Below are 14559 nucleotides of genomic sequence, written 5' to 3'. Positions count from 1 at the left end.
TATATGGGAGAAGAGGGCTAGACCTATATAGAAAATAACTTAGCATATAATCAACTAGTATTAATAAAACATCTTTGTAATGAAAAGCCTTCCATACATATTTGGCACAAAAAAATTAGTATGGAAGCAACAAAATTAGAAATCACAAAAGAAGTGACGGAAGCGATACAAGCAGGTTTCAAAAAAGAAGAATAAGCCCTAAAGAAATTAGGACTTATTCTTCATTAAATACAAATGTTTGTTTCATTTTTTTACCTTCATTTACCGGATGGCCGTTATAAGAGAAATTCTTTTCTTCCCAAGTGATCACAACTTTAAAATTATGACTATTAAAGTCTAATGGGAATACCATGTAGTCAAAGCTTGTATGACTTTTAGAAATATTTTCATTAGGTGTAGTAGGTTTAAAGGTAGCCTTAGAGGTAGGATTGTTATCAAGTATTTCCACGGATACGTTTGATACATCATGACCGATGTTTTTTACGAGTAAACTATACGTATCAAATACACCTTGTTTCGGCTGGATTGCTTGCTTGTTTGAGTTATGAGATTTATCAATTTCGACATACCATTGTTTAGACTTTGATGCAATCGGTAGTGACTGAAATGTGTAAGCACTAGCTTGCATTGGTAGTGCTAAACATATAAGCGTAAAGAGAGTTAATATTTTTCGTTTCATTTTTTGAGAGCTCCCATTCTTTAATGGATTTACTTGTTATTATCTTCTTTTTATGAGTTAATATACCATATAATGTAAAGTGGTTGTTGTGAGTAGTGAATCAATATCTTATTCACTACTCTTATAGCTAGCATAATTACGTATGAAGTAAGAAAGAATAAATTTGTTTTTCTATACTTAGATTACTGCCCTTTTAAAAGGGCTATTTTTACGTTTTAATAAAAAGAATATACTAAGAATTCCGTATAAATTATTTATTTTAATGTAGTTAAATGTGCTTGTATATTGTGAAATTAGAGAGGAAGTTGTGTAGAGATGTTTCTACACAGCTATTTAGGATATGAAAAAATTACCAAAAATATGTTAAAATAACATTGTCATACAACAAGGGGGATTTGTTTTATGGAAAATGGACATCTTGCTAAAGTAGACTTAACGAAAAAAATTGAATCAAAATCTAAGTACAATAAGAAATTAGAAAAATATCAAAGGCGCTTATTAGCATTACAACAAATTTTGAAAGAAGAAAAAATCGCGGTTATGCTTGTTATGGAAGGATGGGATGCGGCTGGTAAAGGTGGGGCAATTAAGCGGGTGACGGAACATCTTGACCCACGTGGGTTCCAAGTAGATCCAATTGGAGCGCCTGCACCTCATGAAAAACGTTACCATTATTTGCAACGTTTCTGGCGAAAAATTCCACAGTACGGGCAAATTACTATTTTTGATCGCTCATGGTACGGTCGTGTGTTAGTTGAGCGTGTTGAAGGTTTTGCTACAAAGGAAGAGTGGATGAGAGCATATGATGAGATTAATGATTTTGAAAAACTACTAACAGATGACCATTACATAATGGGGAAGTTCTTCTACCATATAAGTAAAGAGGAACAGTTAAAGAGATTTAAAGATAGAGAGAAAAATCCTTTGAAAAGATGGAAAATTACAGACGAAGATTGGCGTAATCGTGAAAAATGGGATGAATATGTTGAAGCGATGGAAGACATGTTTGAAAAAACAAGTAAGCCAAATGCGAAGTGGCATATTATTGAAAGTAACGATAAATTGTATGCTCGTGTGAAAACGTTAAAAATTATTATTTCATTCATTGAGGATTATTTCTTAGAACATGGTATAGAATTGCCTTCTTATTATTATGAAATGAAAGAGGATATTGAAGTTTTGCAAGATGTAGGTGTGAAAGAGTAAAAAAGAAAATGGCCCTGTGAATTGGTGAAACCAAATCATGGGGCTTTTTTATTTAGAAACATTTTACAATTAACAGAATAAGGTATATAATCAATAATCATATTAACATTGTTAATATGATTATTGATTATATAATGTGGGGTTTTACTTTGAAGGGAAGAGATGTTGTTTTAGGTTTATTAATGGAAAAGGAATTGTCTGGTTACGATATTAAAATTGTGTTTGAAGACGTATTTACTCACTTTTTTGATGGAAGTTTTGGAATGATTTATCCAACGTTACGACAATTGGAGAATGAAGGGAAAATAAAAAAAGAGGTTGTCATGCAAGAGGGGAAACCGAATAAGAAAATGTACTTTATTACAGATGAAGGACGTGAAGAGTTTTATCAATACATGCAGACGCCTGTAGAGAAGGATGTTTTACGTTCGGATTTTTTAATGAGAATGTATTTTGGTAACTATAGTGATGATGTAACAATAAAAAAATGGATTAAAGATGAAATTGAAAGAAAAGAAGCGTACATTGCAGATCTTCGATTGAAATATGAAAAGTGGAGAGTAGGTATTACTTTCGTCGAAGAAATTTCACTAGATGTAGGTATTGCATCGTATAGTGCACAAGTGGAGACTTTGAAGAAAAAATTAGAAGAGTTAGAGGCGAAAGAAAACAATAAAACAGAAGAATGAAAAACGCGTTCACAATAAATAAAGGGGTATATAAAGATGGAGCAATCAAAGGGTATTAAGATTGTCTTTTTAATGTGTCTAGGTATCTTTCTTTGTATGATTGATACGACAATTATGAATATAGCTTTACCGGCAATACAATCAAGTGTAAATACTTCGTTAGAAAAGATGTCTTGGGTATTAAATGTTTATACAATGACGATTGCAGTACTTGCCATTCCGTTAGGGCGGATAGCTGATATCTTTGGAAAAGCAAAGATGTATATTCTGGGTCTGGTGATTTTTGGTGGTGGATCGGTACTTTGCGCTTTTGCTAATACAGGTGATTTTCTTATTTTTTCTCGTTTTATACAAAGTATTGGGGCAGCGATTTTATTTCCAACAAGTATGGTAATTGGTGTATCAGCTATGCCATTAGCTAAGAGGCATGTTGCGCTTGCAATTTTAGGAGTAACACAAGGATTGTCAGCTGCTATGGGACCAGTAATAGGTGGAATTATTACGCAAAATTTAGGATGGAGATGGGTGTTCTTCGTTAATGTTCCGGTTTGTATAATAGGAATCGTGTTATGTTGCATCATGCTACAAATAAAAAATGAAGAACGTATTATCTCAAAAATAGATTGGATAGGACTACTATTAAGTAGCACAGCAATTTTTTCATTTACTCTCATATTAGTAAAAGGTAATACATGGGGATGGCAAAGTAATATTGCTTTGTCTTGTTATGCACTTAGCACTATTTCTCTTATTCTATTTGTTTTAGTAGAACGAAAGATTCATAATCCAATGGTGAATTTAAAGTTATTTCAAGATCGAATGTTTGTCGGAGCGTCTATCGTTGTTATATTAAGTAATTTATTTTTAATTGGAGTTACTGTATTGCTTCCAACGTTCTTGACGAAACTACAAGGTCGAACGGAAATTGAAGCGGCTTTTTTAGTGACACCTATTTCAGCAATGATATTTTTTGTCTCACCAGTTGCAGCAACTTTAATTAAAAAACTCGGAAAAGTAACTATTATTTTGTCAGGATTTCTTATTATGGGGCTTTCCTACTATTGGTTGCAAATGATTGATGTTCATTCAACAAATATAGAAATTATTATTCCATGTATGATATTAGGTGTTGGATATGGTTTAGTAGTGGGGCCAATTACAGTTTTAAGTGCGTCTTCGTTTGAAGGAGAATTGTTAACTGCTTCTCAAAGTGTTGTATCAATGTTACGACAAGTTGGAATTGTATTGGCAGTCGCAATATTTGTCTCTAACTTAACTCACAATTTAACTGTAAATAAAGAAAAAGTATATCGTTATGCAGAAGAAAAGGTGCGTACTATTCATGTGAATAGTACTGAGCAAACTGAAATTTTACAAATGACTAAAGAGAAAATAGAGAATCAAAGTTTAGAGTCGAATATAAATAAGAAACAAAATGCAATGACAATGGGATTAAGTAAAGAGAAAAAGGAAGAATTGATTCGCGACAAGACGGATGAAATATTAAGAAAAGTTCCAGTAGAATATAGAGATGTAAAAAGAGAAGAAGTTATGAGGCAAGTGACAAAAGAAGTTGAAAAACAAGAGGAAAGTATAAAGAAAGAAGTACTCACATTTTCAAATGATGTGAATCATTATGCCAAGAATCAGATGGCTATGAGTTTTACAGATTTATATAAAGCAAGTGTGCCAATTATTTTAATTTGTGCTTTCGTAAGTTTGTTGTTTTGGGAAGGGAAAGCTTTGAGTAAAAAGAGAAAGGGAAGGATAGTAGAAGAAGCGTAAAGGAAAACAGGCTGCTATTAGCCTGTTTTCCTTACGTTAGTATGAAAAATCTGGATTTAATTCTTTAAATTTATGACTATAATGCCTTTTATTATTAAAACCAACAAAATCAATTCCGACACAAGATTCTAAATTTCCGTCTATAATCGTAGAATCCACGAAGCTTAAATGTTTTAATTTTTGTAGTTCTTTAATGAATTGTAGATTTCGTATGTTACCACAACTTGATAAGATGAGAGTTTCTAATTCCGTTAAATAGCGCAAATATTCGTGGTTTTTAAGCTTACTGCAATGGTCGAATTCGATGTGTTTTAAAGTTGAAGCATTGTTTTCAATTTCATCAATATGCTCTAAATTTCTTAAATAATTGAGTTCTAAATGCTTTAATTTAGGTAATGACCTACATCCTTTTAATGAATTAATGTTCCCTTGTGTAATGCTTAGTTTTTCAATTTTTTGTAAAGACATTAATTCTTCAAGGTTCTTTTGTTTCGGTTTGTATTTCCAAATGTATAGTTCTTTTAAGTTAGGACAAGATTCGAAGCCTTTAATGTTTTTATTACACTTTATGTGAAGTTCCTCTAAATTTGTAAAGCTTTCTAGCTCTGTTAAGTTTAGTGGAACTTGTGGTTCTTCTAGTGATAAAGATTTTAAGTTTTTTAATTTATATAGGGCTGAATAATCAGTAATATATATACTACTAATGTGTAAGCTTTCAATTTGCGGGCAGTGTTCAAGAAAATTAATATGGTGCAAACTATACCTAAGATCATTAATGAAAACATCAGTAAAGTTGTTTGTATTAATGAAGTCTACGTATTCATCCAGTCTGTTTTCATGGATTTGTACTGTGCCATCCATAACTAAAAAGTTTTGTGGTTTCTTTTTGATAGATATTTGTAAAGGATTCATGTATTGAAATATTTCTGTCTTGTTTTCTAAAATAGTTTCAACACTTCTTTTGACAGTTGGAACATTGTCTCTTTGTTTGTAAGCTATTAAGGTTGACTTTATTTCTGACGGATCTGCTAATAAAATTTTTGGAGCCATTTCATATAGTACATCTTCATTTGCAGGTATACAGCTAACCATTGCATCAAGTGCTATTAAACTTAAAGGGTGTCCTTTTGTTAGCCAAGACTTAATTCGTCTCCAAGTTAGTTGTGATACTGCAGCTAATCGCGCCCAATCGTTATGAAATGATACTGCATGTTCCTCTATCCAATCTAATGTTTCTGAGGATTGAAAAGAATGCAGACAAATGAAGGAAGTGGTCGGAAGCTCACTTTTTAATACTGTTTTTAGCCTTTCTATTACTAAAGGAAAGGCTTCTTCAAATGGTAAACAATAAGCTGCAGCGTGAGAAAGAGGTGCAAGTAAATCTTCATCAAATGCCTTCCACAGTTTTCTTATCCAATCTGAGGCGAATTCTCCTAGTACACATATAACAATCTCAAGTAATCTAGTTTTAATTACACCATTCATTGTGTTTGAAAAGCGGTTTATAACAGCATCTAGTACTTCGTTTTGATCGTACCTATTAAGAGCTTCAATTTCTGCTTCTTGAAGAAACCATCTAGTCATGGTGTAATCAAGTAATTCCTCTAAACTAGAGCGAACTTCTTCTAAAGTGGGCACGGGTGTAAGTTTGTGCTCATTCATCTCTAATTTTGGTTGCTTCGCTTTACCATCTTCTTCATAAAAACTATCATGCAAATAATATTTATAAGGTGAGTGAATCATTACAAGGTGGTACCATTCTTTAGGATGTAAAGATAACGAAATAAGACGCTCATGACATTGGTTACATAATTTATAAGGTTGATTTGCTTGATCGGATTCTTCTATTTTATATACTGGATCATGTTTGCAAGCTTCACATAATTCTACTGTTTTTTTCATTGTTTCCTCCTTGCCTATTGTGAATAGTAGTATTTTTAATATAGCATGGGATAAGTCGAGTATGATTAGAAAGTTTTTTAGAATGAAAGGAAGGAATGGAAAATGCCATTGAATATGTAACGTTATACATAGTACATTAACAAGAGGGATTAATTTTAAAAGGAGGATGGGGAATTGCTAGATAAGGCAGGGGCTTTAATAGATAATCATGTGTACACAGAAGAAGAGCAACAAAAACTATACAAACGAACGTTAATAATCGTCAGCATTTCACAAATGTTTGGCGGTGCAGGACTAGCTGCTGGTATTACAGTGGGCGCACTTCTTGCGCAGCAAATGCTTGGAACAGATGCGTTTGCAGGATTACCAACTGCTATGTTTACATTAGGATCGGCATTAGCAGCTTTCATAGTAGGGAAGCTTTCGCAACGATATGGACGCCGGATAGGTCTTGCAACAGGGTTTATAGTAGGTGGATTTGGAGCAATTGGTGTTGTAATGGCAGCTTTAACAAATAGTATTATTCTTTTACTTATTTCTTTACTTATATACGGTGCTGGTACAGCCACGAATCTACAAGCTCGTTATGCAGGTACAGATTTAGCAGATAAGAAGCAGAGAGCAACGGCTGTTAGTATTACGATGGTAATGACGACTTTCGGTGCAGTTGCAGGACCAAATTTAGTAGGGGTAATGGGAAGTTTTGCTCATTCAATTGGAGTTCCTAAACTTGCAGGTCCGTTCATACTATCGGCAGCAGCATTTATACTGGCGGGTCTAGTTCTTTTTGTTATGCTTCGTCCAGATCCTTTGATTATTGCTAACATAATAGAAAGATATAAACAGGAACATACATATAAAGGACAACCAATAATAGAAGAAGCGAAAGAAAATAAACGAGGTATTACAGTTGGAGCAATCGTAATGATACTTACGCAAATAGTGATGGTTGCGATTATGACGATGACGCCAGTTCATATGGGACACCACGGTCACGGTTTAAGTGCAGTAGGACTTGTGATAGGTTTTCATGTAGGTGCAATGTATCTTCCATCTCTCGTTACAGGAATGTTAATTGATAAAATTGGCCGAACTACAATGAGCATAGCTGGTGGAGTGATTTTACTTGCAGCGGGTGTCATAGCTGCGATAGCGCCAAGTGATTCTTTATTATTATTAATCGTTGCTCTGTCTTTACTTGGGCTAGGATGGAACCTCGGATTGATAAGTGGTACAGCACAAATCGTTGATTCCACAACACCGTCTACACGTGCTAAAACACAAGGGAAAATAGATGTTTTTATTGCGCTAGCTGGAGCTTCTGGTGGAGCAATGTCAGGTATGGTAGTAGCGAATTCAAGTTATGCGGCATTGTCATTGGCTGGAGGCGTGTTAACGTTATTACTTATTCCTGTTGTGATATGGTCTCGAAAAGGGGCAAGAAATTAAATGAAAAAGAGGTTCTAGTTACTGACTAGAACCTCTTTTTATACACTTAAATTAAATTCCACTCTACAATAAGCCCTAAATGCGTAAGTCCGCCACCAAATCCGTATAGTAAAAGTGTGTCTCCGTTATTTAATTTCCCTTCTTTTATAGCTAAATTTAAAGCGAGTGGAATGGTGACTGAAGAGGTATTCCCCATATATTCCACGCTCGTTAATGTTTTTTGTATTGGAATTTGAGATTTTTCGCAAATAGATTCGATCATTCGTAAGTTAGCGCTGTGGGGTATGAACCAGTCTATATCATCTACTTGCATATTTACGGTATGTAATAAATTTTTTATGCCTTTTGGTACCGTGCGTGTTGCCCATTTATATACTTCTCTTCCATTTTGAACGATTTTTTCATTTGTTTGCAGTGGTGTGCCATTCATAGTAGTAGATAAGTTTGTTCTATATAGATGAATGCCGCCATCACCGTTTGTTCCCATGTGAGCAGCGATAAAGCTTGGGGTGTTTTCATCTCTTTCTAATAAAATAGCTCCAGCACCATCACCGAATAAAATACAGGTCGTTCTATCGGTATAATCAGTAACTTTAGATAATGTCTCTGTCGCTACGACAAGTACTTTTTCATGTGATCCAGAAGTGATTAAGCTATTACCGACGTGTAGTCCATATGTAAAACCAGCACAAGTTGCATTTAAATCAAAAGCTAGTGTATGAGGTATGTTGAAGTATTGTTGTATTTGGCAAGCAACACTAGGGAAAACGTAATCAGCAGTAGTAGTAGCGACAATGATACAGTCGACATCTTCTAAGTTTTTCTTATATGTTGTACATAAATTTTCAATTGCTTTAATGGCTAAGTTTGAGGAGTATTCTTCGCCGCTAGCGATTCTTCTTTCCTTCATTCCTGTTCTTTGTACAATCCATTCATCATTCGTATGGACCATCTTTTCTAAATCGTTATTAGACAATATTTGATCTGGAACATAAGTACCAATTGCAGTAATACGAGATTTAGAATGCATAGGAACATCTCCTAACTTTTATTTTTATAACCTGATACTAATATTAGGTTATAAAAATGTCAATAAAGATTTTGTTGTATTAAAACGATAATACTTAACTTACTATGAAGGAATTTGGCGAGTGCTGTAAAAATAATATACGAGAAGTTTCTAAAATTGATAATTGCTTTTGTTATTTTTATTGTGAGAAAAACTCGCAAAAAATGACGATTAAAGTAAAAATATAAAGATTTTCTTTCGTGTGATATAGGTTGTTAAACCTTGTGAAAGCGAATTACTTATGCTACACTTTATGTAACTTAAAATGAACGGAGGGGCTTCCTTTGATCTTAATCAGATTACGTCTCAATACTTTGTGCCAATAATTGAATAGCGCTCAAAGGCTCTGTCTGTGTACAGAGTGAACGGGATTGGTCTGCCTATTTTAAAGGAACCCTTTATTAAGCTTATATGTGAAAAAGAGGGAGGGACGAATACGCCCTCTTTTTGTTTTGCCTTTATAAATAGAATGGGATTGTATAAGTGAACACTTACTGTGGATACGTATACAATCTTGGGACTTTTTGACTATAAAATAGGATGAAAGCATAGCTTTCTTCTATTTCTTTGGTGAACCCTTATCCGTTTACGAAAACACAGGCAGCGACCTGTGTTTTTTATTTTACGTAATCGAAATGGAGGAATAAATATATGGAAGAAGTATTACAAAGAGCAGTTTTAGTTGGAGTAAATGTAGGTAATGAAGATGATTTTGCATATTCGATGGAAGAGTTAACAAATCTTGCGGAAGCTTGTGATGTAGAGGTAATTGGGCAAGTAACGCAAAATTTACAACGAGTAAATCCATCGCATTATATCGGAAAAGGAAAGATTGAAGAAGTTGCAGCGTATGTACAAGAAATAGATGCGAATATGGTTATCTTTAATGATGAATTATCTCCTTCACAAATTCGAAATTTAGAAGAGGATTTAGATTGTAAGGTAATTGATCGTACCATTTTAATTTTAGATATTTTTGCGCAACGTGCGAAAACGAAAGAAGCACAGCTACAAGTAGAAGTAGCACACCTTCAGTATATGATGCCTCGTTTAATCGGTCTTCGTGAATCGTTAGGGAGACAGAGCGGCGGCGTTGGTACGAAAAATAAAGGTGTCGGTGAAAAGAAGTTAGAGTTAGACCGTCGTAAAATTGAAGAACAAATTTCAGTTTTGAATAAAGATTTAGAAGCGCTCGTTGCCCAGCGTCAAACGCAGCGAAAGCAGCGTAAGAAAAATGAAATACCTGTTGTAGCATTAGTAGGTTATACGAATGCAGGAAAGTCAACGACGATGAATGCAATGCTTGAAATTTATAATGGTACAGAAGAAAAACAAGTATTTGAAAAAGATATGTTATTCGCGACGTTAGAAACATCTGTACGAAATATTGATTTGCCAGATAATAAATCATTTTTATTAACAGATACAGTTGGATTTGTAAGTAAATTACCACATCATCTTGTGAAGGCGTTCCGTTCAACGTTAGAAGAAGTAGCGGAAGCAGACCTACTTATTCACGTTGTAGATTACGCAAATCCAAATTATGAACAATTAATTGATATTACAAATGAAACGTTAAAGAAAATTGGAGTAGAAAATATTCCAACGATCTATGCTTATAATAAATCAGATATGGTAGATGTTGAAATTCCGAAAGTGCAAGAAGATCGCGTTTATTTATCAGCGAAGAAACATGTTGGAATTGAAGAACTTGTAGAAATGATTCGCTCACACATCTATAAAGAATATACGAAGTGTGAAATGTTAATTCCATATGATCAAGGACAGGTAGTTTCGTATTTCAATAATCATGCACACGTTTTATCTACGAGTTACGAAAACGAAGGTACCAAATTACAAATAGAATGTAAGACGAGTGATTACGAGAAGTATAAGCATTTTGCAATTTAATGTAAGAGGCAACCCAGTATGTGATTGGGTTGTCTTTTTTTTGTACTGTTTTACCGCTGAAAGTTACAAGGATGCAAGCCAATGACGGGAGTTAAGTTATATTTCTGGAAAAAGAAATGAAAGCAGTATAGAATAGAAATGTTTCAAAAGTCAGAATTTATTACACCTACTGTAATAAATATATATTTTGTACAGAAAGGGGAGATTCACATATGCAGGCAGTTTCACACAAAAAAACTGTAGAAACACCGACAATATATCGAATTTTATTTGCGATTAGCTTTGGGCATTTTTTAAATGATTCGATGCAAGCAGTTGTGCCGGCGTTGTTTCCTATTTTGGAAAAAACGATGAATTTATCCTATATGCAAGTAGGGTGGATTGCGTTTGCGTTAAATATGACGTCATCGATTATGCAACCGGTGTTTGGTATGTATTCAGATAAGAAGCCGTCACCATTTTTATTACCACTCGGCATGTTTTCAAGTATGCTTGGAATGATTGGACTCGCGTTTGCACCAAACTTTATTATTGTTATTATTTCTGTTTTATTTATTGGTTTAGGTTCCGCAGTCTTTCATCCAGAAGGCGCTCGTGTTGCGTATATGGCGGCAGGTGCAAAACGAGGGTTAGCGCAAGCAATTTATCAAGTTGGGGGAAACACGGGGAATTCTCTAGCTCCTATTTTTACAGCGCTAATTTTCGTTCCACTCGGTCAAATTGGTTCATTAGGTTTTACAGCATTTGCAGCAGTAGGAATTGCATTATTAATTTTCGTATCGAATTGGTACAAAAATGAATTAGCAACCGGTGCTGTAAGAAGGAAGAAGAGGGCTGCACTTGAGGCGGAAAATGCAATTGTAAGTACACACATTAAATTCGTTATTATACTTCTTGTTTTTCTTACTTTTGTACGCTCTTGGTACGGTGCTGGTATCGGGAATTTCTATCAATTTTACTTAATAGAGCATTACGGTTTATCTATAAAAAATGCCCAGTATTTCGTATTCGCATTTATGATTGCTGGTGTGTTAGGCACTTTCTTCGGAGGACCGTTAGCAGATCGATTTGGTAAGAAAAATATCATCGTATTTTCAATGTTAGGTTCAGCGCCACTTGCACTGTTATTACCACATGTCTCACTTGTGTGGGTCGTACCGTTATTTTTATGTATCGGTTTTATTAGTTCAAGTAGTTTTAGTGTAATTGTTGTATATGCACAAGAGCTTGTGCCTGGAAAAGTGGGAATGGTGTCAGGATTAATCGTAGGTCTTGCATTTGGACTTGGAGCATTAGGTGCTGTAGTTCTTGGGAAATTAGCAGATATATATAGCCTGCAATTTATTATGCTATTATGTAGTTGTCTACCATTAATTGGACTCACTTCATGGTTACTGCCAAGTGATAAGAAAACGATAGAATAGGGGATGCGCTATGAAATTGTGTGAAAACGTTACGGAATTAATAGGAGATACACCTGTCGTCCGATTATCTAAATTTATTCCGGAAGACGCAGCAGATGTGTATGTGAAACTAGAAATGTTTAATCCATCGCGCAGTGTGAAAGACCGTGCTGCTTATAATTTACTTCACGTTGCAGAAGAAAATGGTCTCATCAAACCAGGAGATACAATTATTGAACCGACAAGCGGGAATACAGGGATTGGTTTAGCGATGAATGCAGCAGCTAAAGGGTATAAAGCGATTTTAATTATGCCAGATAATATGTCAAAAGAGCGTATTAATTTATTGAAAGCATACGGAGCAGAAGTAGTTTTAACACCAGCAGAACAAAGAATGCCAGGAGCAATTGCGAAGGCGTTAGAACTGCAAAAACAAATACCGAATAGTTTTATCCCGCAACAATTTGAAAATCCAGCTAATCCGAATATTCACCGTTATACGACTGCACTTGAAATTTACGAACAAATGGATGGAGAGCTTGATGCTTTTGTTGCAACGGCAGGAACAGGCGGAACGATTACAGGGACTGGTGAAACGTTAAAAGAGAAATTGCCAAACTTATATATTGCAGTAGTGGAACCGAAAGGATCTCCCGTTTTATCCGGTGGTGTACCAGGTCCTCATAAACTAGTAGGAACAAGCCCAGGATTTATTCCGAAAAACTTAAATACAGAAGTGTATAACGAAATTATTCAAATTGCAGATGAAGAGGCTTTAACGACAATGAGAAACTTAGCTAGACAAGAAGGATTATTAGTTGGGCCATCTTCTGGAGCATCTGTTTACGCTGCAATCATGATAGCGAAACGCCTAGGCGTTGGTAAAAAAGTTTTATGTATTGCGCCTGATACAGGTGAACGTTATTTAAGCATGGGGTTATTTGAATAAAAAGGATAGAAACACCTTAATAGTGAATAGCTGCTATTAAGGTGTTTGTTTTATGGAATGAAGAGGGGGAGAAGAACAATGAAACTATTAAAACCAATCCATGAATATAGTGAGCATATTACGGCGTATAGACAAGCGTTTTTACACTCAGGGGAACAACCACATGGAAGTAGTTCTTTACAAAACTTTGATTCTCTTGATGAATGGTTTGAAAAAGTGAGTAAACAAGAACTAGGAGAAAATTTACTAGCTAATCGAGTGCCATCTAGTCAGTTTTTAAGTTTTGAAAAAGGGGAACTTATAGGTTTTGTGAATATTAGACATAGATTAAATCCAGAATTATTACGGGAAAGCGGTCATATTGGATATAGTGTCCATCCGAATAAACGTCGCCACGGTTACGCTACGAAACAACTACAACTTGCATTAGCTGAAGCGCAAAAATTAGGATTGCAGAAAGTATTAATAACTTGCGATAAATCCAATATCGGTTCTGCTAAAACGATTCAAAAGGTTGGAGGTGTGTTAGAAAATGAAGTAGTTTCTTCTCGTACTGGTGAAGTTATTCAGCGCTATTGGATACAGATATGATTAAGTAGGAATTTGAAAAGGTAATGCAAGCTGTAATATCGAAATAGATAAATGAAATATAGGGGATTACTGCAATTTTAGGGGGAAATGAAATGGGATTAAAAGAGAAAGCGATAGAGATGTCAGAGATTTATAGGAAAAATCCGAAAGTAGAAGCTATTATTTTAGCGGGTTCAGTAGCTAGAAAGCTTGAAGATGAACATTCAGATATAGAATTACATATTTTATGGTCAACACCGCCAGAAGATGAGGATCGTAGGGCCCCTATTCATCATATTGATGGGACAATATTATCGTATCATCCGTATGAGGAAGAAGAATGGTCGGAAACGTATTTAACGAAAGAGGGAATTAAATTAGAGATTAGTAACTTTTTAACAGAGACAGTAGAGAAAGTGATTTCGGATGTGGTGGATCAATATGATATAAGTTATGAAAAACAATGTATTGTATCATCCATTCATGATGGTGTTAGTTTGTATGGAGAAGGGAAAGTGAATGAATTAAAAGAAAAAGTAGCGGCATATTCAGATGAACTAGCAAAACGGATGATTTCAGAAAATCTATGGTTAAGTAATCGTTGGCACAATCGAAAGGCGCTTTTAAAACGGAAAGATTGGCTTATGCTTTATGACGTTATTTGCGAAGTACAAAGGAACATATTCGGTGTTTTATTTGGTTTGAATAAAATGTACGTACATCATCCAGCGTTTAAATGGATGCCTAATAATGTGGAACGAATGACTATTAAACCTGAAAAATTATATGAACGTATGGCGGACACATTAATAGGGAATCCAGAAAAAAGTGTGCAGGAGTTAGAGTTGCTAATAGAAGAAGTGTTGCAACAAGTTCATACATACGCGCCAGGAGTAAATGTGGATGAGCAAGAAAAATCTATTTTTTATTTTGTGAAATAGAAAATA

The 14559-nt window shown here is 34.7% G+C and carries 12 protein-coding genes; 9 read left to right on the top strand and 3 right to left on the bottom strand.

Annotated elements, in window-relative coordinates; genetic code table 11:
* Positions 1–214: 214 nt before the first annotated feature.
* Complete coding sequence (locus IQ781_RS06660) at positions 215–679, bottom strand: hypothetical protein (RefSeq protein ID WP_000823337.1); 465 nt, start codon at positions 677–679, stop codon at positions 215–217.
* 402 nt (positions 680–1081) lie between these two features.
* Between IQ781_RS06660 and IQ781_RS06655 the strand changes: the two genes are divergently transcribed.
* From IQ781_RS06655 to IQ781_RS06645, 3 genes are all read left to right on the top strand, one after another.
* The gene (locus tag IQ781_RS06655; RefSeq protein WP_000427315.1) at positions 1082–1885 is read left to right on the top strand and encodes a polyphosphate kinase 2 family protein; all 804 of its coding nucleotides are present in this window, start codon (positions 1082–1084) and stop codon (positions 1883–1885) included.
* A 149-nt stretch (positions 1886–2034) separates the two neighbouring features.
* On the top strand, positions 2035–2574 hold the full coding sequence (locus IQ781_RS06650) for a PadR family transcriptional regulator (RefSeq protein ID WP_000678333.1): 540 nt from the start codon (positions 2035–2037) through the stop codon (positions 2572–2574).
* Positions 2575–2610: 36 nt separating this feature from the next.
* Complete coding sequence (locus tag IQ781_RS06645) at positions 2611–4359, top strand: MDR family MFS transporter (RefSeq protein ID WP_063219836.1); 1749 nt, start codon at positions 2611–2613, stop codon at positions 4357–4359.
* Positions 4360–4395: 36 nt separating this feature from the next.
* On the opposite strand, the gene IQ781_RS06640 is transcribed toward IQ781_RS06645, so the two are convergent.
* Positions 4396–6261 carry a leucine-rich repeat domain-containing protein gene (locus IQ781_RS06640; RefSeq protein ID WP_063219837.1) on the bottom strand — a complete coding sequence of 622 codons (1866 nt, stop codon included), beginning with the start codon at positions 6259–6261 and terminating at the stop codon, positions 4396–4398.
* Positions 6262–6435: 174 nt separating this feature from the next.
* Here IQ781_RS06640 and IQ781_RS06635 point away from each other — a divergent pair, with 174 nt between their 5' ends.
* Entirely contained in the window at positions 6436–7710 is a 1275-nt protein-coding gene (locus IQ781_RS06635; RefSeq protein WP_063219838.1) for an MFS transporter, read from the top strand.
* Positions 7711–7756: 46 nt separating this feature from the next.
* Here the strand turns inward: IQ781_RS06635 and IQ781_RS06630 are convergent, their stop codons facing one another.
* Positions 7757–8740 (bottom strand): ketoacyl-ACP synthase III, encoded by a 984-nt coding sequence (locus IQ781_RS06630; protein ID WP_000555760.1) that lies wholly within the window; start codon positions 8738–8740, stop codon positions 7757–7759.
* A 690-nt stretch (positions 8741–9430) separates the two neighbouring features.
* Here IQ781_RS06630 and hflX point away from each other — a divergent pair.
* The 5 genes from hflX to IQ781_RS06605 all read left to right on the top strand — a co-directional run bounded on the left by hflX (position 9431) and on the right by IQ781_RS06605 (position 14553).
* Positions 9431–10690, top strand: coding sequence for a GTPase HflX (hflX, locus tag IQ781_RS06625; protein ID WP_000393283.1), 1260 nt, complete (start codon positions 9431–9433; stop codon positions 10688–10690).
* 212 nt (positions 10691–10902) lie between these two features.
* Entirely contained in the window at positions 10903–12114 is a 1212-nt protein-coding gene (locus IQ781_RS06620; protein WP_001149398.1) for an MFS transporter, read from the top strand.
* A gap of 10 nt (positions 12115–12124) precedes the next feature.
* Complete coding sequence (gene cysK / locus IQ781_RS06615) at positions 12125–13042, top strand: cysteine synthase A (protein ID WP_000762273.1); 918 nt, start codon at positions 12125–12127, stop codon at positions 13040–13042.
* A gap of 78 nt (positions 13043–13120) precedes the next feature.
* Positions 13121–13633: a GNAT family N-acetyltransferase gene (locus tag IQ781_RS06610; RefSeq protein ID WP_000771271.1), complete on the top strand. Its 513-nt coding sequence runs from the start codon at positions 13121–13123 to the stop codon at positions 13631–13633.
* A 92-nt stretch (positions 13634–13725) separates the two neighbouring features.
* Positions 13726–14553, top strand: a complete 828-nt coding sequence (locus IQ781_RS06605) for a DUF4037 domain-containing protein (protein WP_000523174.1) — start codon at positions 13726–13728, stop codon at positions 14551–14553.
* Positions 14554–14559: the final 6 nt, after the last annotated feature.

Source organism: Bacillus sp. N447-1, from assembly GCF_022701035.1.
GTDB lineage: Bacteria > Bacillota > Bacilli > Bacillales > Bacillaceae_G > Bacillus_A > Bacillus_A cereus.
The sequence above is the reverse complement of the archived record's forward strand: the minus strand, read 5'-3'. Positions and strand labels throughout refer to the sequence as shown.